23 protein-coding genes are annotated in these 25,696 nt (G+C 70.8%); 17 read left to right on the forward strand and 6 right to left on the reverse strand.

Features of this window, described 5'->3' with window-relative positions:
• Nucleotide 1 precedes the first annotated feature (1 nt).
• Complete coding sequence (locus AB0F29_RS05160; RefSeq protein ID WP_361867543.1) at nt 2–928, reverse strand: hypothetical protein; 927 nt, start codon at nt 926–928, stop codon at nt 2–4.
• Nucleotides 929–1,154: 226 nt separating this feature from the next.
• On the opposite strand from AB0F29_RS05160, the gene AB0F29_RS05165 reads away from it, so the two are divergent.
• From AB0F29_RS05165 to AB0F29_RS05240, 16 genes are all read left to right on the forward strand, one after another.
• Nucleotides 1,155–1,766: a papain-like cysteine protease family protein gene (locus AB0F29_RS05165; protein ID WP_361867545.1), complete on the forward strand. Its 612-nt coding sequence runs from the start codon at nt 1,155–1,157 to the stop codon at nt 1,764–1,766.
• A gap of 4 nt (nt 1,767–1,770) precedes the next feature.
• Nucleotides 1,771–2,706, forward strand: coding sequence for a hypothetical protein (locus AB0F29_RS05170; protein WP_361867547.1), 936 nt, complete (start codon nt 1,771–1,773; stop codon nt 2,704–2,706).
• 131 nt (nt 2,707–2,837) lie between these two features.
• Entirely contained in the window at nt 2,838–4,940 is a 2,103-nt protein-coding gene (uvrC, locus tag AB0F29_RS05175; RefSeq protein ID WP_361867548.1) for an excinuclease ABC subunit UvrC, read from the forward strand.
• Nucleotides 4,937–5,920 carry an RNase adapter RapZ gene (gene rapZ / locus AB0F29_RS05180; protein WP_361867550.1) on the forward strand — a complete coding sequence of 328 codons (984 nt, stop codon included), beginning with the start codon at nt 4,937–4,939 and terminating at the stop codon, nt 5,918–5,920. Before uvrC ends, rapZ begins: the two co-directional genes overlap by 4 nt.
• A complete protein-coding gene (gene yvcK, locus AB0F29_RS05185; protein ID WP_007448516.1) occupies nt 5,917–6,951 on the forward strand; it encodes a uridine diphosphate-N-acetylglucosamine-binding protein YvcK in 1,035 nt (344 codons plus the stop codon). Before rapZ ends, yvcK begins: the two co-directional genes overlap by 4 nt.
• On the forward strand, nt 6,942–7,931 hold the full coding sequence (gene whiA / locus AB0F29_RS05190) for a DNA-binding protein WhiA (protein WP_003969868.1): 990 nt from the start codon (nt 6,942–6,944) through the stop codon (nt 7,929–7,931). Before yvcK ends, whiA begins: the two co-directional genes overlap by 10 nt.
• Nucleotides 7,932–8,147: 216 nt before the next feature.
• Entirely contained in the window at nt 8,148–9,158 is a 1,011-nt protein-coding gene (gene gap / locus AB0F29_RS05195; protein ID WP_361867552.1) for a type I glyceraldehyde-3-phosphate dehydrogenase, read from the forward strand.
• A gap of 185 nt (nt 9,159–9,343) precedes the next feature.
• Nucleotides 9,344–10,555: a phosphoglycerate kinase gene (locus AB0F29_RS05200; RefSeq protein ID WP_361867553.1), complete on the forward strand. Its 1,212-nt coding sequence runs from the start codon at nt 9,344–9,346 to the stop codon at nt 10,553–10,555.
• A gap of 6 nt (nt 10,556–10,561) precedes the next feature.
• Nucleotides 10,562–11,338: a triose-phosphate isomerase gene (gene tpiA, locus AB0F29_RS05205; RefSeq protein ID WP_361867555.1), complete on the forward strand. Its 777-nt coding sequence runs from the start codon at nt 10,562–10,564 to the stop codon at nt 11,336–11,338.
• A gap of 115 nt (nt 11,339–11,453) precedes the next feature.
• Nucleotides 11,454–11,690, forward strand: a complete 237-nt coding sequence (gene secG, locus AB0F29_RS05210; protein ID WP_003969872.1) for a preprotein translocase subunit SecG — start codon at nt 11,454–11,456, stop codon at nt 11,688–11,690.
• Nucleotides 11,691–11,795: 105 nt separating this feature from the next.
• A complete protein-coding gene (locus AB0F29_RS05215) occupies nt 11,796–12,131 on the forward strand; it encodes an RNA polymerase-binding protein RbpA (RefSeq protein ID WP_361867557.1) in 336 nt (111 codons plus the stop codon).
• 182 nt (nt 12,132–12,313) lie between these two features.
• Nucleotides 12,314–13,972 (forward strand): glucose-6-phosphate isomerase, encoded by a 1,659-nt coding sequence (gene pgi / locus AB0F29_RS05220; protein WP_361867558.1) that lies wholly within the window; start codon nt 12,314–12,316, stop codon nt 13,970–13,972.
• A gap of 4 nt (nt 13,973–13,976) precedes the next feature.
• Nucleotides 13,977–14,483 carry a PH domain-containing protein gene (locus AB0F29_RS05225; RefSeq protein ID WP_361867560.1) on the forward strand — a complete coding sequence of 169 codons (507 nt, stop codon included), beginning with the start codon at nt 13,977–13,979 and terminating at the stop codon, nt 14,481–14,483.
• On the forward strand, nt 14,480–16,000 hold the full coding sequence (locus AB0F29_RS05230; RefSeq protein ID WP_361867561.1) for a PH domain-containing protein: 1,521 nt from the start codon (nt 14,480–14,482) through the stop codon (nt 15,998–16,000). The genes AB0F29_RS05225 and AB0F29_RS05230 overlap by 4 nt, the downstream gene beginning before the upstream one ends.
• 57 nt (nt 16,001–16,057) lie before the next feature.
• Entirely contained in the window at nt 16,058–16,897 is an 840-nt protein-coding gene (locus AB0F29_RS05235) for a poly-gamma-glutamate hydrolase family protein (protein ID WP_361867563.1), read from the forward strand.
• Between the two features lie 73 nt (nt 16,898–16,970).
• On the forward strand, nt 16,971–17,750 hold the full coding sequence (locus AB0F29_RS05240) for a barstar family protein (protein WP_361867565.1): 780 nt from the start codon (nt 16,971–16,973) through the stop codon (nt 17,748–17,750).
• A 91-nt stretch (nt 17,751–17,841) separates the two neighbouring features.
• Here the strand turns inward: AB0F29_RS05240 and pgl are convergent, their stop codons facing one another.
• From pgl to tkt, 5 genes are read right to left on the reverse strand one after another with little or no spacing between them, the layout of a single operon-like run.
• Complete coding sequence (gene pgl, locus AB0F29_RS05245) at nt 17,842–18,624, reverse strand: 6-phosphogluconolactonase (protein WP_361867566.1); 783 nt, start codon at nt 18,622–18,624, stop codon at nt 17,842–17,844.
• The gene (gene opcA, locus AB0F29_RS05250; RefSeq protein ID WP_361867567.1) at nt 18,621–19,661 is read right to left on the reverse strand and encodes a glucose-6-phosphate dehydrogenase assembly protein OpcA; all 1,041 of its coding nucleotides are present in this window, start codon (nt 19,659–19,661) and stop codon (nt 18,621–18,623) included. Before opcA ends, pgl begins: the two co-directional genes overlap by 4 nt.
• Entirely contained in the window at nt 19,658–21,190 is a 1,533-nt protein-coding gene (gene zwf / locus AB0F29_RS05255) for a glucose-6-phosphate dehydrogenase (protein WP_018957636.1), read from the reverse strand. Before zwf ends, opcA begins: the two co-directional genes overlap by 4 nt.
• 5 nt (nt 21,191–21,195) lie before the next feature.
• Entirely contained in the window at nt 21,196–22,314 is a 1,119-nt protein-coding gene (gene tal, locus AB0F29_RS05260; protein WP_361867568.1) for a transaldolase, read from the reverse strand.
• 34 nt (nt 22,315–22,348) lie between these two features.
• A complete protein-coding gene (gene tkt / locus AB0F29_RS05265) occupies nt 22,349–24,436 on the reverse strand; it encodes a transketolase (RefSeq protein ID WP_361867569.1) in 2,088 nt (695 codons plus the stop codon).
• Nucleotides 24,437–24,722: 286 nt separating this feature from the next.
• Between tkt and AB0F29_RS05270 the strand changes: the two genes are divergently transcribed.
• The gene (locus AB0F29_RS05270; protein ID WP_361867570.1) at nt 24,723–25,676 is read left to right on the forward strand and encodes a heme o synthase; all 954 of its coding nucleotides are present in this window, start codon (nt 24,723–24,725) and stop codon (nt 25,674–25,676) included.
• Nucleotides 25,677–25,696: the final 20 nt, after the last annotated feature.

A 25,696-nucleotide genomic window follows, 5' to 3' on the forward strand; every position in this document is an offset into this window, starting at 1 on the left:
CTCACTCCCAGTCCCAGTCGACCCCGATCAGACCGGGCCGCACGCTCTCCTCCACCAGGTGCACGGTCCGGTGCCGGCCGGTCAGCGTGAGGTCCTCGCGGGCCCCGCGCGCCGCCCCCGCCGTCGCCTGGGCGAACCGGCGGCACCGCACCGGGAGCGCCGCCTCGTCGAAGCCGACCTGGAGCACGTACTGCCCGCCCCCGAAGGTGAAGCCGCGCACGTACTCTCCGCCGGCCCCGCCCGTACCGTCCTCGAAGCCGTAGCCGAAGAGGTACGTCTCACCGGACCGCAACCGGGTGTCGAAGAGCAGCTCCGCCACCAGTACCCCCGCATCCCGGTCCCAGCGGACCCGGCCCGTCCGGCAGTTCTCCAGGGCCCGCACCGCGATCCGCGACGGGTCGCAGCCGGGGTCGCCCCGGTGGACCGCGAGATAGCGGTCGACGCCGTCCCGGTGCGCCCGCACCACGTGCTGCGACGTGCGGCTCGCCAGCTCGCGCCGCGCCCCGATCCGCACCCGCTCCTGGTGCACCACGGTGTGCAGGCCGCCGTCCACGGGTGACTCCATCGCCGCGAGGAGCCGTTCCACCGAGCCCGACGCCTCCATGAGCGACCGGTACGAACGGGCGGCCGGACGGTCCCCGTCCGCCGGGGCGTCACCGTCGCGCAGGAGCCGCAGCAGCGAGTCGTCCGGCAGCGCGAGCACCTCCTCCAGCGCCCGCACGGCCCGCAACGACTCGGCCCGCCGGGGCCGGCGCACCCCCTGCTGCCAGTAGCTGAGGCTGGTCACCCCGAGCTTGACGCCCCGGTGCGCCAGATGGTGCTGCACCCGCTGGAGCGGCAGCCCGCGCACCGACAGAGCGGTGCGCAACGCCAGATGGAACGGTCCGGTCCGCAGTACCTGCGCCAGTTCGGTCTCGGTCTGCCGCATGGCGGGCCTCCGGTGAACGTTCACGTGGGGAGTGGCGACACCCGCCCCCGGGGATGCGGGGGAGCAGGTGACCGGGACAGAGCCGTTCACACGGACGCCGTGCCGTTCACACCGTGATGTCACCTCGCATTGAAGCGTGTTGACCTGCTCCGGACAACGCCGGATGCTCATCGTCAGCGTCCGGACGCGCTCCTCCGATCCCCACCCCCGCATTGGGAGGAACGCCATGCGCAACCGAAGAGTCAGGCCCGGAAGGTTCTCGTTCACCGCCCTCCTGGCCGCCGTCCTGCTCGCCGTCCCCGCGGGCACCGCCACCGCCGCCCAGTCCCCGGACGGGGCGACGGGCTCCACCGTCGCCGCCGCCCAGCGGCTCGACATCACCATGCAGGCACAACAGCAGAGCAACTGGTGCTGGGCGGCCGGCGGCAACACCATCGCCGCCTGGTTCGGCCGCAACTACTCGCAGAACCAGTTCTGCAACGCCGCCTTCAACCGCGGCCAGAACTCCCAGTGCCCCAACTCGCAGGCCACCCTCGGCAACGTCCAGACCGGACTCTCCTGGGCCGGGGTCAGGCCCGGCAGTTACGTCACCGGCTGGCTGCGCTACCCGACCGTGCAGGCCGAGATATCGGCCCAGCGCCCCATCGAGACCCGCATCCAGTGGTCGTCCGGCGGCGGCCACATGCATGTCATCTACGGGTACGACGACGCCAACAGCTGGGTCTACTGGGGCGATCCGTGGCCCTCCAGCGACCGCTACAACTGGGCCTCGCACGCCTGGTACGTCAACAACAACGAGTTCTCCTGGACCCACTCGCTCTACCGGATCGGGGCGTGAGGTCATGAACTCCACCACCCGGCGCATCGCCGTCGCCACCGCCCTCACCGGCGCCGCCCTGTTCACCGCCGCCGCTCCCGCCCTCGCCGACGACGGCCGGGCGGCCCCGCCGAAACTGACCGCCGCCACCCTCGAAGCGGCCCACGAGGCCGCCACCGAGCCCGCGACCCTGGACACCCTGTCCCGGTTCTTCGCCCGGGAGGGCGCGGTCAGCAGGGCGGCGAGCGCACCCAGGATCGAGGGGAGGACCGTTCCCGTCCGCACGCTCTCCGCCGCCTTCGTCGCAGGAAAGCCCGGGGCCGCCCCGAGCACCGTGGACTACCTGGCCAGCACCGCCGTCTCCTCCGACGGCCAGAAGGCCTCCCTGTGGACCGTCCCCGGGACGGACGGGGGCGACCGGTGGCAGGTGGTGAACATCGCCACCGGCGACGACGAGGCCCGCTACACCGCACAGGGGGCCCGCGCGCTCCCCGGCGGCACCGTGTTCCGCGAACCGCAGATCGACGCCTGGTACGTCCACGACGGCTCCCGCGTGCTCCCGCTGGACGAGGACGCGAAGGCCGCCGTGGGCGCCCGCGGCACCGGGCTCAGCGCCTACCGGACCCGGGTACAGGAGGCGTACGGCGACAAGCTGCCCGGCTCCGGATACGCCCGCTCCGGCAAGGCCGGGGGCTACGGCCCCGACGCGGCCACCGGCACCGGGGGAGCCCCGGCGGCCGCCCCGGCCCCCGGCCCCGTCCCCGGCCCGGCCGCGGACCAGGCGCCGGACACCGCCGGGAGCCCCGCGCTCGCCGGCACGGCGTCGGGGGCGCCGGACACGGCCCTGACCGCCGTGTCCACGACCGCGGGGGCCGGGGCGCTGCTCGCCCTGGCCCTCTGCGGGGCCGCCGCCGTACGCCGCCGCAGCCGTGCCGGGCGATCCCAGGCCACGGACGCCTGAGCGGCGGCTCCACCGGCCCACTGGCCCGCGCTCCGGGGTGCGAACACCCCACGGCACCCCGGAGCGCGGTACCGCCCCCGGCAACACGTGAGGACGACGCGCTGTCACCGCCCGCAAGTAGGGTGTGAGACATGGCAGACCCCTCCAGCTACCGCCCCAGGCCGGGACAGATCCCCGACTCCCCGGGGGTCTACAAATTCCGCGACGAGCACCGCCGGGTGATCTACGTCGGGAAGGCCAAGAACCTGCGCCAACGCGTGGCCAACTACTTCCAGGACCTGGCGAACCTCCATCCGCGTACGCGCACGATGGTCACCACCGCCGCCTCCGTCGAGTGGACGGTCGTCTCCACCGAGGTCGAGGCGCTCCAGCTGGAGTATTCCTGGATCAAGGAGTTCGACCCCCGGTTCAACGTCAAGTACCGGGACGACAAGAGCTATCCGTATCTCGCGGTCACGCTCAACGAGGAGTTCCCCCGCGTCCAGGTCATGCGCGGCGCCAAGAAGAAGGGCGTGCGCTACTTCGGTCCGTACGGCCACGCCTGGGCGATCCGCGAGACGGTCGACCTGATGCTCCGCGTCTTCCCCGTCCGCACCTGCTCCGCCGGGGTCTTCAAGAACGCCGCGCGCACCGGCCGCCCCTGCCTGCTGGGGTACATCGGCAAGTGCTCGGCCCCCTGCGTCGGCCGGGTCACCCCCGAGGAACACCAGGAGCTGGCCGAGGACTTCTGCGACTTCATGGCCGGCCGCACGGGCACGTACATCCGCCGCCTGGAGAAGGACATGACGCAGGCGGCCGAGGAGATGGAGTACGAGCGGGCGGCCCGCCTCCGCGACGACGCCGAGGCCCTCAAGCGGGCCATGGAGAAGAGCGCCGTCGTCCTCGCCGACGCCACCGACGCCGACCTCATCGCCGTCGCCGAGGACGAGCTGGAGGCCGCCCTCCAGATCTTCCACGTGCGTGGCGGCCGGGTGCGCGGCCAGCGCGGCTGGGTCACCGACAAGGTCGAGGCGGTCGACACCTCCGGCCTCGTCGAGCACGCCCTCCAGCAGCTGTACGGGGAGGAGCGCGGCGACGCCGTCCCCAAGGAGGTCCTGGTCCCCGCCCTGCCCGAGGACGCCGAAGCGGTCTCCCAGTGGCTCGCCGAGCGCCGGGGCTCCCAGGTCAGCCTGCGCATTCCGCAGCGCGGCGACAAGAAGGACCTCATGGTCACCGTGCAGCGCAACGCCCAGCAGGCGCTCGGGCTGCACAAGACCAAGCGCGCCTCCGACCTGACCACCCGCTCCCGCGCCCTGGAGGAGATCGCCGAGGCGCTGGGCCTGGACACCGCGCCGCTGCGCATCGAGTGCTACGACATCTCCCACCTCCAGGGCGACGACGTGGTGGCCTCCATGGTCGTCTTCGAGGACGGCCTCGCCCGCAAGAGCGAGTACCGCCGCTTCCAGATCAAGGGCTTCGAGGGCCAGGACGACGTCCGCTCGATGCACGAGGTGATCGGCCGACGCTTCAAGCGCTACCTCCAGGACAAGGAACGCACGGGGGAGTGGGAGGAGACGCCGGAGGCCGCCCCCGGCGCCACCGGCCCCGCCCCCGGGGCCCCCGTTCCCGGGGCCGGCCCCGCTCCGGTCCCCGCCGCCACCGGCCCCGTCCCCGCCCCGGACCTCACCGCCGCCTCCCCGGACGACGAGCCCGGGCCCCGGGAGGACGACGGCCGCCCCAAGCGGTTCGCCTACCCGCCGCAGCTCGTCGTCGTCGACGGCGGGCAGCCCCAGGTGGCCGCCGCCAAGCGCGCCCTGGACGAGCTGGGCATCGACGACATCGCGGTCTGCGGCCTCGCCAAGCGCCTGGAAGAGGTCTGGCTCCCCGATGACGACGATCCCATCGTCCTGCCCCGCTCCAGCGAGGGCCTCTACCTCCTCCAGCGCATCCGGGACGAGGCCCACCGCTTCGCCATCACCTACCAGCGCGCCAAACGCGCCAAGCGCATCCGCAGCAGCCCCCTCGACGACGTGGCCGGCCTCGGCGAGACCCGCAAGCAGGCCCTCATCAAGCATTTCGGCTCGGTGAAGAAGCTCAGGCAAGCGACAATCGACGATATCTGCGAGGTTCCCGGGATAGGGCGAAGGACGGCGGAATCGGTGGCCGCCGCCCTCGCCTCGACCACTCCCGCGGCACCTGCCGTGAACACGGCCACAGGAGAGATCATCGAAGAGGACGACGGGGGCAGCTCATGACCGAGAACAGCCACGAGACCGCACAGAACGCCGCGGACACCGACACCGACATCGACGCCGACCGAGCAGACGGAGCAGCAGACGTGAGTACGAACACCCCGAACGAGACGGGTGAGACGGCCATTCCCGAGCTGGTGATCATCTCCGGGATGTCGGGCGCCGGCCGCAGCACCGCCGCCAAGTGTCTGGAGGACCTCGGCTGGTTCGTCGTCGACAACCTGCCGCCCGCGCTGATCCCCACCATGGTGGAGCTCGGCGCCCGCTCGCAGGGCAACGTGGCCCGGATCGCCGTCGTCGTCGACGTACGCGGCCGGCGCTTCTTCGACAACCTCCGCGAATCCCTCGCGGACCTGGAGGCCAAGCACGTCACCCGGCGGATCGTCTTCCTGGAGTCCTCCGACGACGCCCTCGTGCGCCGCTTCGAGTCCGTCCGCCGCCCGCACCCCCTCCAGGGCGACGGCCGCATCGTCGACGGCATCGCGGCCGAACGTGACCTGCTGCGCGAGCTGCGCGGCGACGCCGACCTGGTCATCGACACCTCCAGCCTCAACGTGCACGAGCTGCGGGCCAAGATGGACGCCCAGTTCGCGGGCGAGTCGGAGCCCGAGCTGCGCGCCACGGTGATGTCCTTCGGCTACAAGTACGGCCTGCCCGTCGACGCCGACCTGGTCGTCGACTGCCGCTTCCTGCCCAACCCGCACTGGGTCCCCGAGCTGCGCCCCTTCACCGGCGTCAACGAGGAGGTGTCCGACTACGTCTTCGACCAGCCGGGCGCCAAGGAGTTCCTCAACCAGTACACGGAGCTGCTCCAGCTGATCGCCGCCGGCTACCGCCGCGAGGGCAAGCGGTACGTGACCATCGCCGTCGGCTGCACCGGCGGCAAGCACCGCTCCGTCGCCATGTCGGAGAAGCTCTCGGCCCGCCTCGCCGCCGAAGGCGTCGAGACCGTCCTCGTCCACCGCGACATGGGGCGAGAGTGACCGGACGCAATCTGCGGATGCGACGCCTGAGCCGCGCCACCTCGGCGCTCTCCGGCCGCAAACGCGGTGCTCAGCCCAAGGTCGTCGCGCTCGGCGGCGGCATGGGTCTCTCGGCGTCCCTGGCGGCGCTGCGCCGGATCACCGGCGATCTCACGGCCGTGGTCACCGTCGCCGACGACGGCGGCTCCAGCGGCCGGCTGCGCGAGGAGCTGGGCGTGCTGCCCCCCGGCGACCTCCGCAAGGCGCTCGCCGCGCTGTGCGGCGACGACGACTGGGGCCGCACCTGGTCCCGGGTCATCCAGCACCGCTTCGAGTCCAAGGGCGACCTCCACGAGCACGCGGTCGGCAATCTGCTGATCGTGGCCCTCTGGGAGCAGCTCGGCGACCACGTACAGGCGCTCGACCTGGTCGGCAAGCTGCTCGGCGCGCACGGGCGGGTGCTGCCGATGTCGGCCGTCCCGCTGGAGCTCCAGGCGCTGGTCAAGGGCCACGACCCCGACCTGCCCGACGCGATCGTCACCGTGCGCGGCCAGGCCACGGTGGCGCTCACCCCCGGCGAGGTGCAGTCCGTGCACGTGGTGCCGCCCGACCCGCCGGCCGTCCCGGAAGCCGTGGAGGCGGTCCTGGACGCCGACTGGGTGGTGCTCGGTCCCGGCTCCTGGTTCTCCTCGGTGATCCCGCACCTGCTCGTGCCGGAACTGCTCGACGCGCTGGTCACCACGAAGGCCCGCAAGGTCCTCTCGCTGAACCTCGCACCCCAGCCCGGTGAAACAGAAGGCTTCTCACCGCAGCGTCATTTGGAGGTTTTGGGGCGACACGCCCCTAAACTCGCCTTGGACGTGGTGCTGGCCGATGAGGCCGCCGTGCCCGACCGTGAGTCACTCGCCGATGCCGCACTACGGCTCGGAGCCGCGGTCGAGCTGGCGCCGGTGGCATCGCCCGACGGCGTTCCGGTCCATGATCAGGAGCTGTTGGCCGCCGCGTACGACCGTATTTTTCGGATGCATGGAAGGATCGGCCCATGGCGATGACGCCAGCGGTGAAGAACGAAATCTCTCATCTTCCCGTCACCCGGACCTGCTGCAGGAAAGCAGAGGTCTCGGCGATTCTTCGGTTCGCGGGCGGCCTGCACCTGGTGAGCGGGCGGATTGTGATCGAGGCGGAGCTGGACACCGGCAACGCCGCCCGCCGCCTCAAGCGCGACATCCTGGAGATCTTCGGGCACAGCTCGGAGCTGATCGTGATGGCCCCCGGAGGACTGCGCCGCGGCTCGCGCTTCGTCGTACGGGTGGTGGCGGGCGGCGACCAGCTGGCCCGCCAGACCGGTCTGGTGGACGGCCGCGGCCGTCCGATCCGCGGGCTGCCCCCGCAGGTGGTCTCGGGGGCCACCTGCGACGCCGAGGCGGCCTGGCGCGGAGCGTTCCTCGCCCACGGCTCGCTCACCGAGCCCGGCCGTTCCTCCTCGCTGGAGGTCACCTGCCCGGGGCCGGAGGCGGCCCTCGCCCTGGTCGGGGCGGCGCGCCGGCTCTCCATCGCGGCCAAGGCCCGCGAGGTGCGCGGCGTGGACCGCGTGGTCGTCCGCGACGGCGACGCGATCGGCGCCCTGCTGACCCGGCTCGGCGCGCACGACGCGGTGCTCGCCTGGGAGGAGCGCCGGATGCGGCGCGAGGTCCGCGCCACGGCCAACCGGCTCGCCAACTTCGACGACGCGAACCTGCGCCGCTCGGCCCGCGCCGCGGTCGCCGCCGGGGCCCGGGTGGGGCGCGCGCTGGAGATCCTCGGCGAGGAGGTCCCCGAGCACCTGGCCGCCGCGGGACGGCTCCGCATGGAGCACAAGCAGGCCTCCCTGGAGGAGCTGGGCGCGCTCGCCGACCCGCCGCTGACCAAGGACGCGGTCGCCGGCCGGATCCGCCGGCTGCTGGCGATGGCCGACAAGCGGGCCCAGGATCTGGGCATCCCGGGGACCGAGTCGACCCTCAGCGAGGAGCTCGCCGACGGCCTGGTCGGCTGACTGGGCGACGGGCAGGGGACGTTGGCCCCGGCGGGCGAAACGGAGGTCCGTACTCCTACTGATGAGTACGGATCTCCGGTCGTATCCGGTGGCGTGCGGAGGCCCTCTCGATGTCACCCCCGGGCCCTGGGAGAGGTAGGGTCGGAAGCGGTCGGGGACATCCCTATACAACTCGCCGGCGTCGAAAACCGGCGTACCTAACGAGGAGATCGGTTCGTGACGATCCGCGTAGGCATCAACGGCTTCGGCCGCATCGGCCGCAACTACTTCCGCGCTCTGCTGGAGCAGGGTGCGGACATCGAGATCGTGGCTGTCAACGACCTGGGTGACACTGCGACCACGGCCCACCTGCTGAAGTACGACACCATTCTGGGTCGTCTCAAGGCAGAGGTCAGCCACACCGCCGACACCATCACCGTCGATGGTCACACCATCAAGGTGCTCTCCGAGCGCAACCCGGCCGACATCCCCTGGGGTGAGCTGGGTGTCGACATCGTCATCGAGTCGACCGGCATCTTCACCAAGAAGGCCGACGCCGAGAAGCACATCGCGGGCGGCGCCAAGAAGGTCCTCATCTCGGCTCCGGCCAAGGACGAGGACATCACCATCGTGATGGGCGTCAACCAGGACAAGTACGACGCGGCCAACCACCACGTCATCTCCAACGCCTCCTGCACCACCAACTGTGTGGCGCCGATGGCCAAGGTTCTCGACGAGAACTTCGGCATCGTCAAGGGTCTGATGACGACGGTCCACGCGTACACCAACGACCAGCGGATCCTGGACTTCCCGCACTCGGACCTGCGTCGCGCCCGCGCCGCCGCCGAGAACATCATCCCCACCACCACCGGCGCCGCCAAGGCGACCGCCCTGGTCCTCCCGCAGCTCAAGGGCAAGCTCGACGGCATCGCGATGCGCGTCCCGGTCCCGACCGGCTCCGCCACCGACCTGGTCGTCACCCTCCAGCGCGAGGTCACCAAGGACGAGGTCAACGCCGCGTTCAAGAAGGCCTCCGACGACGGCGCCCTCAAGGGCTTCCTGACGTACACCGAGGACCCGATCGTCTCCTCGGACATCGTCGGCGACCCGTCGTCCTGCACCTTCGACTCCTCCCTGACCATGGTCCAGGAGGGCAGCACGGTGAAGATCCTCGGCTGGTACGACAACGAGTGGGGTTACTCCAACCGCCTCGTCGACCTCACGGTCTTCGTCGGCGAGCAGCTCTGATCCTCGGGTCGGCAGGCACATCGATGTAAGCGAAGGGGCTCGACCCGCGCAAAGAAGCGCGGGTCGAGCCCCTAGGCCGTGTCGACAAACTTCCGCCTGCCGCGCCCGGCCTACGGCCGGACGACGGCAGTTTGTCGACACGGCCTAGCATGCTCATCGGTCCTTCCAAGGAGTAAACGGAACAGATGAAGACGATCGACGAACTTCTCGCCGAAGGGGTCGCGGGCAAGCGGGTATTCGTCCGTGCCGACCTCAACGTGCCGCTGGACGGCACCACGATCACCGACGACGGCCGTATCCGCGCCGTCGTCCCGACGATCGCCAAGCTCGCCGAGGCCGGCGCGCGCGTCGTCGTCGCCTCGCACCTCGGCCGCCCCAAGGGCGCCCCGGACCCGGCCTTCTCGCTGGCGCCCGCCGCCACCCGCCTGGGCGAACTCCTCGGAGCCGAGGTCGCCTTCGCCACCGACACGGTCGGCGAGTCAGCCCGCGCCGCGGTCGCCGGCCTCGCCGACGGCCAGGTCGCGGTCGTCGAGAACCTCCGCTTCAACGCCGGCGAGACGGCCAAGGACGACGCCGAGCGCGGCGCCTTCGCCGATCAGCTGGCCGAGCTCGCGGACATCTACGTGGGCGACGGCTTCGGCGCCGTGCACCGCAAGCACGCCTCGGTCTTCGACCTCCCGGCCCGGCTCCCGCACTACGCGGGCTACCTCATCGCCACTGAGGTCGGCGTCCTGAAGAAGCTCACCACCGACGTCAAGCGGCCGTACGCGGTCGTCCTCGGCGGCGCCAAGGTCTCCGACAAGCTCGGCGTGATCGACCACCTGCTGGAGCGGGCCGACCGCATCCTCATCGGCGGCGGCATGGCGTACACCTTCCTCAAGGCCCAGGGTCACGAGGTCGGCAGCTCGCTGCTCCAGGAGGACCAGATCCCGGCCGTCCAGGAGTACCTGCGACGGGCCGAGGAGAAGGGCGTGGAGTTCGTCCTCCCCGTCGACGTCGTGGTCGCCCCGTCCTTCCCGGACCTGAAGACCAAGGCCCCGGCCCACCCCACCACCGTCGCCGCCGACGCCATGCCGGTCGGCCAGATGGGGCTGGACAACGGACCGGAGACCAACAAGCTCTACGCATCGAAGCTCGCCGACGCGGCCACCGTCTTCTGGAACGGCCCGATGGGCGTCTTCGAACACCCCGACTTCGCCGACGGCACCCGTGCGGTCGCCCAGGCGCTCGTCGACTCGTCGGCCTTCAGCGTCGTCGGCGGTGGCGACTCCGCCGCGGCCGTTCGCATCCTGGGCTTCGACGAGAATGCTTTCGGACATATTTCGACCGGTGGCGGCGCGAGTCTCGAATACCTCGAGGGCAAGACGCTTCCCGGCCTCGCCGCACTGGAGGACTGACTTTTCATGACCACCCGCACCCCGCTGATGGCGGGCAACTGGAAGATGAACCTCAACCACCTCGAGGCCATCGCCCACGTCCAGAAGCTCTCCTTCGCCCTGGCCGACAAGGACTACGAGGCCGTCGAGGTCGCCGTCCTGCCGCCCTTCACCGACCTGCGCTCCGTGCAGACCCTGGTGGACGGCGACAAGCTGAAGATCAAGTACGGCGCCCAGGACATCTCGGCGCACGACTCCGGCGCGTACACCGGTGAGATCTCGGGCCCCATGCTCGCCAAGCTGCGCTGCACGTACGTGGCCGTCGGCCACAGCGAGCGCCGCCAGTACCACGGCGAGAGTGACGAGATCTGCAACGCCAAGGTGAAGGCCGCCTACAAGCACGGTCTGACCCCGATCCTCTGCGTCGGCGAGGGCCTGGACATCCGCAAGGCCGGTGACCAGGTCTCCTACACGCTCGCGCAGCTCGACGGCGCCCTTAAGGACATCCCGGCCGAGCAGGCCGAGACCATCGTGATCGCCTACGAGCCGGTCTGGGCCATCGGCACCGGCGAGGTCGCCACCCCCGAGGACGCCCAGGAGGTCTGCGGCGCGATCCGTGGCCGGCTGGCCGAGCTGTACTCCCAGGAGCTGGCCGACGCCGTCCGCATCCAGTACGGCGGCTCGGTGAAGTCCGGCAATGTCGCGGCCATCATGGCGCAGCCCGACGTGGACGGCGCTCTCATCGGCGGCGCCGCGCTGGACGCCGACGAGTTCGTCAAGATCGTCCGCTTCCGCGACCAGTGAGTATGCGGTAGCGCGGATCCGTCGTACCCTTGCGGGGGCCGGAGGGGCCAACACCCTTCGGCCCCCGGTGCACGTACACGCAGTAGTCAAGAATTCCGGAAAGTAGGGACCAGCCGTGGTTTTGGCGTTCCAGATCGCTCTGATCGTCTTCAGCCTGCTGCTGATGCTGCTGGTGCTCATGCACAAGGGCAAGGGCGGCGGCCTCTCCGACATGTTCGGTGGCGGAATGCAGTCCTCCGTCGGCGGCTCCTCGGTCGCCGAGCGCAACCTCGACCGGATCACCGTCGTGGTCGGTCTGGCCTGGTTCGCGTGCGTCGTGGTACTCGGTCTGCTCGTCAAGCTGGACAGCTGACCCGTCGTCCGCGCATACCGGTGACGGTGTGACTCCTTCCACTGGACGCGCGTTGGGCCTTACGTAGACTGGGGCATCGCTCGACTCACGCAGGGAGTTACGACCGTGGCAAGTGGCAACGCGATCCGGGGAAGCCGGGTCGGAGCGGGGCCGATGGGGGAGGCCGAGCGGGGCGAGTCCGCACCGCGCGCCCGCATCTCCTTCTGGTGCTCGAACGGGCACGAGACGCAGCCGAGCTTCGCCCATGACGCACAGGTGCCGGACATCTGGGACTGCCCGCGCTGCGGCTTCCCGGCCGGCCAGGACAAGGACAGCCCGCCCGCCCCGCCCCGCACCGAGCCGTACAAGACGCACCTGGCGTACGTACGCGAACGGCGGAGCGACGAGGACGGCGAGGCGATCCTCGCCGAGGCGCTGGCCAAGCTCCGAGGCGAGATCTGAGGCTCCCTCCGACGCGGCTGCACGGAACCCCAGCCGTTCACCGGCCGGACACCCCACGGGTGTCCGGCCGTAGCGCGTTCCCGCGCCACCGCCCTCCTCCACGCCGCGGCCCTCCTCGATCAATTAGGTTGGAGGGGCAGCGGGGATGCTGAGTGACGAGAAGAAGTGGGCTGATATCCGGGATGAACGCAGCAAGCCGAACCAAGCTCAACCAGACGCCCGAGTGGACGGCTCTCGCCAAGCACCGTGAGGAGCTCGCCGCACCCCAGCTGCGCGAGCTGTTCGCGCGGCAGCCGGACCGCGGCACCGCCTACACCCTCCGGGTCGGCGACCTCCACCTCGACTACTCCAAGCACCTGGTCACCGACGAGACGCTGCGCCTGCTGCGTGAACTCGCCGCCGCCACCGGGGTCGCGGAGCTGCGGGACGCGATGTTCCGCGGCGAGAAGATCAACACCACCGAGGACCGGGCGGTCCTGCACACCGCGCTCCGCGCCCCCCGCGACGCGGTGATCGAGGTCGACGGGGAGAATGTCGTACCCGCCGTGCACGCCGTCCTGGACAAGATGGCCGGCTTCGCCGAGAAGGTCCGGTCGGGGCAGTGGACCGGTCACACCGGCAAGCCCGTCAAGAACATCGTCAACATCGGGATCGGCGGCTCCGACCTCGGCCCCGCCATGGCGTACGAGGTGCTGCGCTCCTTCACGGACCGCGCGCTCACCCTCCGCTTCGTCTCCAACGTCGACGGCGCCGATCTGCACGAGGCCGTCCGCGACCTCGACCCGGCCGAGACGCTGTTCGTCATCGCCTCGAAGACGTTCACGACGATCGAGACCATCACCAACGCCACCTCCGCCCGGGACTGGCTGCTGACCGAGCTGAAGGCCGGTCAGGACGCCGTCGCCCAGCACTTCGTGGCCCTGTCGACCAATGCCGAGAAGGTCGAGGAGTTCGGCATCGACACGGCCAACATGTTCGAGTTCTGGGACTGGGTCGGCGGCCGCTACAGCTACGACTCGGCGATCGGCCTCTCGCTGATGGTCGCCATCGGACCGGACCGCTTCCGCGAGATGCTCGACGGCTTCCACCTCGTCGACGAGCACTTCCGCACCGCCCCCGCGGCGGAGAACGCCCCGCTCCTCCTCGGCCTCCTCGGCGTCTGGTACGGCAACTTCTTCGACGCCCAGGCGCACGCGGTGCTGCCGTACAGCCACTACCTGTCCAAGTTCACCGCGTACCTCCAGCAGCTCGACATGGAGTCCAACGGCAAGTCCGTCGACCGCGACGGCAACCCCGTGGAGTGGGAGACCGGACCGGTGGTCTGGGGCACGCCCGGCACCAACGGGCAGCACGCGTACTACCAGTTGATCCACCAGGGCACCAAGCTGATCCCGGCGGACTTCATCGGCTTCGCCGCCCCGGTCCACGACCTGCTGCCCGGACTGATCGCCCAGCACGATCTGCTGATGGCCAACTTCTTCGCCCAGACCCAGGCGCTCGCCTTCGGCAAGACACCCGAAGAGGTCCGGGCGGAAGGAGTGCCCGAGGAGCTGGTCCCGCACAAGACGTTCCGGGGCAACCACCCCACGACGACGATCCTCGCCGACAAGCTGACCCCCTCGGTCCTCGGCCAGCTCATCGCGCTGTACGAGCACAAGGTCTTCGTCCAGGGCGCCATCTGGAACATCGACTCCTTCGACCAGTGGGGCGTCGAGCTCGGCAAGGTCCTCGCCAAGAAGATCGAACCGCTGCTCACCGGTGACGGGGGAGCGGACGCCGGGGAGCTGGACAGCTCCACCGCCGCCCTGGTCGACGCCTACCGCACGCTGCGCGGGCGCTGAGCCGATGCCACCGGGGGAGGGGACGGCGGTAGTGCTGCGGCCGCCGCGCAACACGCTGGACGAGCGCGCCGTCGGCTGGTGGCGGGCCCAGTGGCTGCTGCTGACGGCGGTGCCCGTCGTGCCGCTCGCGGTCCTGGGCGCGCTGATCGAGCCGGCCCGCTTCTGGCTGCTGCTGCCCGCCGCGGTCCTGGCCGCGGCGGGCACGGCGGCCGCCGTCCTCTTCCCCCTGTGGTGGTTCCGTACGCACCGCTGGGAGATCACCGAGGACGCGGTGTACGTCCGCACCGGGTTCTTCTGGCAGGAGTGGCGGATCGCCCCGATGTCCCGCATCCAGACCGTCGACACCGTACGGGGCCCACTGGAGCAGCTCTTCCGGCTCGCCACCGTCACCGTCACCACCGCCTCCGCCAAGGGCGCGGTACGGATCGCGGGCCTGGACCACGAGGTCGCCGCCGACCTCGCCCAGCAGCTCACCCGCATCACCCGCGACACCCCCGGCGACGCCACATGAGCACCGCCGCCCCGCCCGCCGACTGGCGCCGCCTCGACCCCCGTACGGTCCTGGTCACCGCCCTCGTCGTGGCGGGGGTCGTCGCGGGCGCCGCCATCCCCGTCACGCTCGGCCTCACCCGGTGGTTCAGCCTCCCGGCCGCCGTGCTCCAGGTGCTCGCCGGCGCGGTCCTGATCATCGGGGCCGCGGCGGGCGCCGACCGGGTCCGCTGGCACCGCACGCGCTACCGCATCGGTGAGGAGCGCGTCGATCTCCACACCGGCCTCCTGATCGTCAAGCGCCGCTCCCTGGCCCGCGGCCGCGTCCGCACGGTCGACCTCACCGCCAACCTGCTGCTCCGCCTCCTCGGCCTGGTCACCGTCAGGATCGGCACCGGCGAACAGGGCTCGGAATCCACCCTCGAACTGGACCCGGTCACCCGCGCCGAGGGCGAACGGCTGCGCCGCCTCCTCCTGGAGCGCGCCGCCACCGCACCGTCCGGCGGCGTCCACCGCGAAGGGGAACTGGCCGTCCTGGACCCCCGCTGGATCCGCTACGCACCGGTCTCCTTCGTCGCCCCCATGCTCGGCGGGGCGGCCGCCGGGGCCGTCATGCAGGTCAGCGACTGGGTCGGAGCCCAGGGCGACGTCATCGAGTGGATCGGGGGCCTCTTCCGCGACACCCCGCTGCTCTGGATGATCGTCCTCCTGGTCCTCGCCGCCCTGGTCGCCGGCGTCGTCGGGGCGCTCGGCCTCTGGATCGAGATGTGGTGGAACTACCGCCTGGAGCGCGAGCCGGGCGGCACGCTGCGGGTGAGGCGCGGGCTGTTCACCTCCCGGTCCATCTCCGTCGAGGAGGCCCGGCTGCGCGGCGTCGACCTGGTCGAGCCGCTGGGCGTACGACTGCTCGGCGCGGCCCGGCTGGACGCCATCACCACCGGCCTGGCCAAGGACAACGAGGCCAAGAACGCCGACCACAACACCCTGCTCCCGACCGTGCCACGGACCCGGGCCGACGCCGTCGCCGCCGACGTGCTGCGCGAGGCGGTCACCCCGACCGGCGCGGCGCTCACCCCGCACCCGCGCGCCGCCCGGGGCCGCCGACTGCGCTGGTCGCTCGCCGCGGTCCTCGGCCCCGTCCTGATCCTGACCGTCCTCGGGGCGCTGCTCACGCCCGTGCTGCTGTGGATCGCGCTCGGCTGCACGGTGGTTCTCGCACCCGTGGCGGTGGCGCTCGCCCTGGACGCCTACCGGGGCCTCGGGCACGGGCTCTCCGGGCGCTACCTGGTCACCCGCTCCGGCACGGTCCGCCGCTCCACCGCCGCCCTGGAGCGAGCCGGGGTGATCGGCTGGACGGTCAAGCAGTCGGTCTTCCAGCGGCGGGCCGGGCTGGTGACCATCACGGCCACCACCGCCGCCGGCGGGGGCGCCTACACGGTGTACGACGCCGACGCGGCGGAGGGACTGGGCTTCGCCGCCGAGGCGGTCCCGGGGCTGCTGGAGCCGTTCCTGGAGCGCGCCGGGAGCGGCGCACCGTGACGGACGGCACAGGAGTCCCCCTGTCCGGCCGGGTCCGCGTCGGCGACGATATCGATCATGACTTCCACCAGCCGTCGCACGGTCCTCACCGCCCTCGCCACCGCGGCCGTCAGCGGTCCGCTGCTGGGCTCGCTCACCGCGACCGACGCCCACGCAACCGGTGACCTGGACATCTACACCTCCAACACCGACCTCTACAAGAAGCTCGCCGGCCAGGAGGGCGTCGAGTTCGCCCGCCGCTACCGCAGACACGCGTACGTCGACCACTCGGGCCCGCAGAGATTCCCGTACAACCGGACCACGGTCATGGCTCTGCACGGTGGCGGCATCGAGATGGGCACCTCCGAACTCTGTCTCGCCATAGCCGGCTACCACCCGGCCACGCTCGCCCCGCTGACGGACGGCCATGGGGTGTTCGACTACTGGATGTTCGAAGGGCTGCGCACCTCCGGCAACAGGGACCTGCACGTCACCGCCAAGAACTGCGACGACCACGTCGCCCTCTCCATGGCGGCGAGCAGCCTCAACGTCCTGAGCCTGCACGGCTGTACGGCGGCGCAGGCGGGCACCGCCCCGCAGGCCGTGGTCGTCGGAGGGCTGAACACCCGCTTCAAGACGCTGCTCAAGGCCGAGTTCGACGCGATCGGCCTCGCCTGGCGCGACGGCGACGAGCTGCCCGACCTGGGCGGGGTCAATCCCGCCAACCCGGTCAACCGCACCATGCTCGCCAAGGGCGGTCAGCTGGAGCTCACGACGGAGCTGCGCGCCGCCATGTTCACCGTCAACACCCGCGCGGGCCGGGCCGGCAGCACGACCCCGGTCTTCGACCGCTTCGTCGGCACCTGCCGTGCCGCGATCACCGAGCTGGAGCAGGGCACGGACCAGGTCGTCCTCTGACCCCCCAGGGACCCCGGGCCGTGCGCGGGCGTCGCGCGGCTTCGGCTTTTCCCGTCGAACGGAATGGTTACGCATGAATCCCGAACGTGAAGGCATCGACGATGCGCAGGGCGTTCTGTACCGACTTGTCGATAAAGAGTCCGGGAAGGTTCTGATCGCTGCCGAAGATCTTCTGAACTACTTCATGGAGGAGGACCGGGAGCCGCCGGAGACCGTCACCTTCGTTCGGGCACACCATGTCGGCCGCGCTCGGCGGAAGACCGAGGAAGCCGAGCTACAGGTCGTCGACCGGCAGGGGAGAACGATCGGGGCGTACTACCTCGGGAGGGTGTGCGCCGAGTTCCGGCACGAGCTCGTGCCCTCCGTCGAGGACCGCCCCGACCTCGACTACTCCTTCCTCGGATACATCTGTGAGTACCCCTGGGCCGGGGAGATCTGGCGGAGGTGGGCCGAGAGCCGCCCCGTCGAGCACGGAGAATGGGCCCGCCACCCGTCCGACCGGCACGAGAGCTGGCTGCACGTCGTGCAGACCGCCTGGTTCGATTCCGGACGGAACGCGACGCGTTACGAGACCGACGGGACGGCGGTAGTCGACAGCACCGGGATCACCACGAGGGCAGGCTTCTACTGCGCCTTGGGAGAGGCCGTCAACGGACCCGGCGGCTACTTCGGCTCGAACCGCGACGCGATCATCGACTGTCTCCGGACCATGCGGCGCGATGGAGCGGCTCCGTTCCGCCTGGTGTGGCAGAACATCGCGGCCTCTCGCGAGGCGCTGGGCAGCGATTTCACCGAGAGTGTTCTCGCTCTGTTCGAGAGGGCCGGTGTGAAGACCGAGCTGTCTCCGGGGTGATGTTCCCCGCCGCTTCTTGAGAGGCGAACTTTCACGCCGAAGACCCGGCCCGCTCAGGAAGAGAGGGCCGGGCCTTTGTGGCGTACAACGCTCAGGCGGAGGCCTGCGGATACAGCGCGCGCGGCAGCCGCGAGGCCGCCGCGGCGTCCAGCAGCCACAGCGTGCGACCGCGCCCGTACGCCCCGGCCGCCGGGGCCTGGATCTCCCCGGCCCCGGACAGCGCGATGGCCGCCGCCTCGGCCTTGTCCTCGCCCGCCGCCAGCAGCCACACCTCGCGCGCCGCGCGGATCGCCGGCAGCGTGAGCGAGACGCGGACCGGAGGCGGCTTGGGAGCCCCGCGCACACCGACGACGGTGCGCTCGGTCTCCCGTACCGCGGGCAGCTCCGGGAAGAGCGAGGCCACATGCGTGTCCGGGCCGACGCCCAGCATCAGCACGTCGAACGTGGGCACCGCCCCATGGTCCTCGGGACCCGCGGCGGCGGCCAGTTCGGCGGCGTAACCGGCTGCCGCAGCGTCCGCGTCGTCGCCGTACGGGCCGTCGGACGCGGGCATCGCGTGCACCCGGGCCGGGTCCAGTGGCACCGAGTCGAGCAGCGCCTCGTGGGCCTGGGTGACATTGCGCTCCGGGTCGCCCTCGGGCAGGAACCGCTCGTCGCCCCACCACAGGTCCAGGCGTGCCCAGTCGATCGCGTCCCGGGCGGGCGCGGCGGCGAGCGCGGCCAGCAGGCCGTTGCCGTTGCGCCCGCCGGTCAGCACCACCGAGGCGTGGCCCCGGGAGGCCTGGGCGTCCACGATCCTCGTGATCAGCCGGGCCGCCGCGGCCTGCGCCATCAGCTCCTTGTCGCGGTGGACGACCAGTTGGGGAGGTGTCACTTCGACGCCGCCTTCTTGGCCGGGGCCTTCTTCGCGGCGGGAGCCTTGGCCTCGGTGGCCTTGTCCGCCTTCTCCTCGGCGTTCTCGGCCGGCGCGGCCGTGACCTCGCCGCCGGCGTGCAGCCGGTCGACGCCGAACTTCACCGCGGAGGCGTAGGTGTTGTCCGGGTCGAGCCGGCGCAGCTCCTCGGCCAGCAGCTCGGCGGTGTCGCGCCGCTTGAGCGCCACCCCGCGGTCCGGCTGGTTGTGCATGGAGAGCGTGGCCAGCGTGCCGTCGGCGCGGTCGAGGACGATGACGCCGGTCTTCGTCTCCATCCGGACCGCCGTGAGGCCGGGGCCCTCGGAGACCGTGCGCTCCACCGGGACGCCGAGCCGGTCCGCGAGCCACATGGCGAGCAGCTCGCAGCTCGGGTTGTCGCTCTCGCCCTCGACGGTCGCGCCGATCACCTCGGCGGGCTGCTGGTCCAGCGACGCGGCCAGCATGGAGCGCCAGGGAGTGATCCGCGTCCACGCCAGGTCGGTGTCGCCCGGGCTGTACGTCGCCGCCCGTACCGCCAGTGCCTCGATCGGGCGCTCGGCCGAGTAGGTATCGGTGATCCGGCGCTGCGCGAGAGCCCCGAGCGGGTCCTTCGCCGGGTCGGAGGGCGCGCCCTCGGGCCACCACACCACGACCGGGGCGTCCGGCAGCAGCAGCGGAAGGACCACCGACTGGGCGTGGTTGGCCAGTTCGCCGTGCAGGCGCAGGACGACGGTCTCGCCGGTGCCCGCGTCGGAACCGACCCGGACCTCGGCGTCGAGCCGGGCGTCCCGGCGGGCCCGCGGTGAGCGGCTGACCCGCTTGATCACCGCGATGATCCGCGAGGGGTGCTCGCGGGAGGCGTCGCCGGCCGACTTGAGCGCGTCGTACGCGTTCTCCTCGTCGGTGACGATGACCAGCGTGAGCACCATGCCGATGGCGGGGGTGCCGATGGCCCGGCGGGCCGCCACCAGCGCCTGGTTGATCTTGCTGGACGTGGTTTCCGTGAGATCGATCTTCATGGCCGCCTCCAGCTCCGTCCGTCGCGTGCGAGCATCTCGTCGGCCTCGGCCGGGCCCCAGGTGCCGGCCGCGTACTTCGCGGGCTTGCCGTGCTTGTCCCAGTACTCCTCGATCGGGTCGAGGATGTTCCAGGACAGTTCGACCTCCTGGTGGCGCGGGAAGAGGTTGGCGTCGCCGAGCAGGACGTCCAGGAGGAGCCGCTCGTACGCCTCCGGGCTGGACTCCGTGAACGACTCGCCGTACGCGAAGTCCATCGTGACGTCCCGGACCTCCATCGAGGTGCCGGGCACCTTGGAGCCGAAGCGCACGGTGACACCCTCGTCCGGCTGGACCCGGATGACCAGGGCGTTGCCGCCCAGCTCCTCCGTGGCGCCGGACTCGAAGGGCAGGTAGGGCGCGCGCTTGAAGACGACCGCGATCTCCGTGACCCGGCGGCCGAGCCGCTTTCCGGTGCGGAGGTAGAACGGCACGCCCGCCCAGCGGCGGTTGTTGATCGTCAGCTTGATCGCCGCGTAGGTGTCGGTCGTCGACTTGGGGTCGATGCCCTCCTCCTCGCAGTAGCCGAGGACCTCCTGGCCGCCCTGCCACGCGTGCTCGTACTGGGCGCGCACGGTGTGCTTGCCGAGGTCATCGGGCAGCTCGACGGCGGTGAGGACCTTGAGCTTCTCGGCGACCAGGGCCTTCGGGTGGAAGGAGCCGGGCTCCTCCATCGCGGTCAGCGCCAGCAGCTGGAGCAGGTGGTTCTGGATGACGTCACGGGCGGCGCCGATGCCGTCGTAGTAGCCGGCCCGGCCGCCGATGCCGATGTCCTCGGCCATCGTGATCTGTACGTGGTCGACGTAGGACCGGTTCCAGATCGGCTCCCACATCGTGTTGGCGAACCGCAGCGCCAGGATGTTCTGGACCGTCTCCTTGCCCAGATAGTGGTCGATCCGGAAGACCTCGTTGGGCGGGAAGACGTCGTGCACGAGCTGGTTGAGCTCCTGCGCGCTGGCCAGGTCGTGGCCGAACGGCTTCTCGATGACGGCGCGCCGCCAGGAGCCCTCGCTCTGGTCGGCCAGGCCGTGCTTCTTCAGCTGCTGGACGACCTTGGGGAAGAACTTCGGCGGCACGGAGAGGTAGAAGGCGAAGTTGCCGCCCGTCCCCTGCGCCTTGTCGAGCTCCTGAATGGTCGACTTCAGCGTCTCGAACGCCTCGTCGTCGTCGAAGTTGCCCTGGACGAAGCGCATCCCCTGGATGAGCTGCTGCCAGACCTCCTCGCGGAACGGCGTACGGGCGTGCTCCTTGACGGCGTCGTGGACGACCTGGGCGAAGTCCTCGTCCTCCCAGTCGCGGCGCGCGAAGCCGATGAGCGAGAAGCCCGGTGGCAGCAGGCCGCGATTGGCCAGGTCGTAGACGGCGGGCATCAGCTTTTTACGGGACAAATCGCCCGTGACGCCAAAGATGACCAGGCCCGACGGCCCCGCGATACGCGGGAGCCGTCGGTCCTGTGCGTCACGGAGCGGGTTGGCTCCGGGAACAGCAGACAAAGTGGTCAGCCCTCCGAGGGGGCGAGGCGCGAAAGCTCCGCCTCGGTCGACTTGAGCAGGTCGTTCCAGGACGCCTCGAACTTCTCGACGCCCTCGTCCTCCAGCACCTGTACGACCTCGTCGTACGAGACGCCGAGCTTCTTGATCGCGTCGAGGTCGGCGCGCGCCCGGTCGTAGCCGCCGGCGACGGTGTTGCCGGTGATCTCGCCGTGGTCGGCCACCGCCTCCAGCGTCGCCTCCGGCATGGTGTTCACCGTGTTCGGCGCCACCAGGTCGTCGACGTACAGCGTGTCCTTCAGCGACGGGTCCTTGACGCCGGTCGAGGCCCACAGCGGACGCTGCTTGTTGGCCTGCGCCTTGTCCAGGGGGGCCCAGCGGTCGGAGGAGAAGACCTCCTCGTACGCCTCGTAGGCCAGACGGGCGTTGGCCAGGGCGGACTTGCCCTTGGCCGCCTTCGCCTCGTCCGAGCCGATGGCGTCCAGCCGCTTGTCGATCTCGGTGTCCACCCGGGACACGAAGAACGAGGCCACCGAGTGGATCTTGGAGAGGTCCAGGCCCGCGGCCTTCGCCTTCTCCAGGCCCGCCAGGTAGGCGTCCATGACCGCGCGGTAGCGCTCCAGCGAGAAGATCAGCGTCACGTTGACGCTGATGCCCCGGCCGATCGTCTCGGTGATGGCCGGCAGGCCCGCCTTGGTCGCCGGGATCTTGATGAGCGTGTTCGGCCGGTCGACCAGCCACGCCAGCTGCTTGGCCTCGGCGACGGTGGCCGTGGTGTTGTGCGCCAGGCGCGGGTCGACCTCGATGGAGACCCGGCCGTCCTGGCCGCCGGTGGCGTCGAAGACCGGGCGCAGGATGTCGGCGGCGTCGCGGACGTCCGCCGTCGTGATCATGCGGAGGGCTTCCTCGACGGTGACCTTGCGGGCGGCGAGGTCGGTGAGCTGCTGCTCGTAACCGTCGCCCGAGGAGATCGCCTTCTGGAAGATCGACGGGTTGGTGGTGACGCCGACGACATGGCTCTGGTCGATCAGCTCGGCCAGGTTGCCGGACGTGATCCGCTTGCGCGACAGGTCGTCGAGCCAGATCGCCACGCCCTCGTCGGAGAGGCGCTTGAGTGCGTCTGTCATGAGTTGCATCTCCTACTAGTCGTATCTACCGGCGTCAGCGCGTGGCGGCGGCGAGAGATTCCCGCGCGGCGGAAGCCACGTTCTCGGCGGTGAAGCCGAACTCCTGGAACAGCACCTTCGCGTCGGCCGAGGCCCCGAAGTGCTCCAGCGAGATGATCCGGCCCGCGTCGCCCACGTACCGGTGCCAGGTCAGGCCGATGCCCGCCTCGACGGCGACCCGCGCCTTCACCGACGGCGGCAGCACGCTGTCCTTGTACGCCTGGTCCTGCTCCTCGAACCACTCGACCGACGGCATCGAGACGACCCGGGTCGGCACACCGGCCGCCTGGAGCTGCTCGCGCGCCTCGACGGCGACGTGGACCTCGGAACCGGTCGCGATGAGCAGCACCTGCGGCTCGCCGCCTTCCGCCTCGAAGAGGACGTAGCCGCCCTTGGCGGCGTTCTCGTTCGCCTCGTACGTCGGCACGCCCTGCCGGGTCAGCGCCAGACCGTGCGGGGCGCCCTCGCCGAACACCTTGGTGTAGCGGCGCAGGATCTCGCGCCAGGCGATGGCGGTCTCGTTGGCGTCCGCCGGGCGCACGATGTTCAGGCCCGGGATGGCGCGCAGCGCGGCCAGGTGCTCGACCGGCTGGTGGGTGGGGCCGTCCTCGCCGAGGCCGATCGAGTCGTGCGTCCACACGTACGTCACCGGCAGGTGCATCAGCGCGGACAGCCGCACCGCGTTGCGCATGTAGTCGGAGAACACCAGGAAGGTGCCGCCGTAGACGCGGGTGTTGCCGTGCAGCGCGATGCCGTTCATGGCGGCGGCCATGGCGTGCTCGCGGATGCCGAAGTGGATCGTGCGGCCGTACGGGTCGGCCTCCGGCAGCGGGTTGCCCGCCGGGAGGAACGACGACGTCTTGTCGATCGTGGTGTTGTTCGAGCCCGCGAGGTCGGCGGAGCCGCCCCACAGCTCGGGCACGATCTCGCCGAGCGCCTGGAGCACCTTGCCGGAGGCGGCACGGGTGGCCAGGCCCTTGCCGGGTTCGAAGACGGGGAGCTTCTCCTCCCAGCCCTCGGGCAGCTCGCCCGCGGCGATCCGGTCGAAGGAGGCGGCGCGCTCCGGGTTGGCCGTGCGCCACGCGGCGAACGCCTTGTCCCACTCCGCGCGGGCCTCGCGGCCGCGGTCCAGGGCCTCGCGGGTGTGGCCGATGACCGCCTCGGAGACCTCGAAGGTCTGCTCCGGGTCGAAGCCGAGGACCCGCTTGGTCGCCGCGATCTCGTCGTCGCCGAGCGCCGAGCCGTGCGCGGCCTCGGTGTTCTGGGCGTTCGGGGCGGGCCAGGCGATGATCGAGCGGGCCGCGATGAACGAGGGGCGCTCGGTCTCGGCCTTGGCCGCCTGCAGCGCCGCGTACAGACCCGCCGGGTCCAGGTCGCCGCTGGGGAGCTGGTCGACACGCTGGACGTGCCAGCCGTACGCCTCGTACCGCTTGATGGTGTCCTCGGAGACCGCGGTCTCCGTGTCGCCCTCGATGGAGATGTGGTTGTCGTCCCAGAGCAGGACCAGGTTGCCCAGCTTCTGGTGCCCGGCCAGCGAGGACGCCTCGGCCGAGATGCCCTCCTGGAGGCAGCCGTCACCCGCGACGACCCACACCATGTGGTCGAACGGGGAGGTGCCGGGGGCCGTCTCGGGGTCGAAGAGGCCGCGCTCGTAGCGGGCGGCCATCGCCATGCCCACCGCGTTGGCGACGCCCTGGCCCAGCGGCCCGGTCGTCGTCTCGACACCGGTGGTGTGGCCGTACTCCGGGTGGCCCGGGGTCTTGGAGCCCCAGGTGCGGAAGGCCTTGAGGTCGTCCAGCTCCAGGCCGTACCCGGCCAGGTAGAGCTGGATGTAGAGCGTCAGGCTGGAGTGGCCGGCGGAGAGGACGAACCGGTCGCGGCCGGTCCACTCGGCGTCCGCGGGGTCGTGCCGCATCACCTTCTGGAAGAGGGTGTACGCGGCGGGAGCCAGGCTCATCGCCGTGCCCGGGTGGCCGTTTCCGACTTTCTGTACGGCGTCCGCGGCGAGAACGCGGGCGGTGTCCACGGCCCGCTGGTCCAAATCGGTCCACTGAAGGTCTGTGGTGGTCGGCTTGATGCTCACCCTGAGTCAGGGCTCCTCTCCACTGTCGTAGCCGGTGACTTGTTACCGCACCGGGCGCTGTCGAGCCTACCCCCGTTGACACGCACACTTTCCGGGCACTTTCCAGGGTGTGGGAGGCCCGTGGAGTTCGCCTCCCGGCGGAATGCGCATACCGGTGAACAGTCACCCCCAACACGACCCCACCCCCGCGAAGGGCGGCGTATCCGCAACGTCTAGAGTGAACGGGTTCGCGCAAGTCTTCACCGGGCCTCTCCGCCCGGAGCTTGCTGGGATTTCTCTGTCAGGGGTGTGCGTGACGGCCGTCGAGTCCCGACCCGCAGGGGTCGCCTTGACTCCCAGCCCGGGGGGCCATCGCCCGTTCGGGGCCCGCGTCAAGGCTTTCGTGGCTCTTACCAAGCCACGGATCATCGAGCTGTTGCTCATCACCACCGTTCCGGTGATGTTCCTCGCTGCCCAGGGTGTACCCGACCTGTGGCTCGTTCTCACTACCACCATCGGGGGATATCTCTCCGCCGGTGGCGCCAACGCGCTGAACATGTACATCGACCGGGACATCGACGCGCTGATGGACCGTACGTCCCAGCGCCCGCTGGTCACCGGCATGGTCAGCCCCCGCGAATGCCTCGCCTTCGGCATCGCCCTCGCGGTGGTCTCCACGCTCTGGTTCGGTCTGCTCGTCAACTGGCTCTCGGCCGCTCTCGCGCTCGGCGCGCTGCTCTTCTACGTCGTCGTCTACACGATGCTGCTGAAGCGCCGCACCTCCCAGAACATCGTCTGGGGCGGCATCGCGGGCTGCATGCCGGTCCTCATCGGCTGGTCGGCCGTGACGAACGAGCTCTCCTGGGCCGCCGTCATCCTCTTCGCCGTCATCTTCTTCTGGACGCCGCCGCACTACTGGCCGCTCTCGATGAAGGTCAAGGACGACTACGCCCGGGTCGGCGTCCCGATGCTTCCGGTCGTCGCCTCCAACCGGGTGGTCGCCAGGCAGATCGTCCTCTACAGCTGGGTGATGGTCGCGGTCTCGCTGCTGCTCACCCCGCTCGGCTACACCGGCTGGTTCTACACCGCGGTGGCGCTGCTGTCCGGCGGCGCCTGGCTCTGGGAGGCCCACGGCCTGCAGAACCGGGCCAAGTCCGGGGTGACCGGGGCCAAGCTCAAGGAGATGCGGCTGTTCCACTGGTCGATCACCTACGTCTCCCTCCTCTTCCTCGCGGTCGCGGTGGATCCCTTCCTCCGCTGAGGCACCCTCCTTCCGGGTAC

It is taken from the genome of Streptomyces sp. NPDC026589 (assembly GCF_040638385.1).
Classification (GTDB): Bacteria; Actinomycetota; Actinomycetes; order Streptomycetales; family Streptomycetaceae; genus Streptomyces.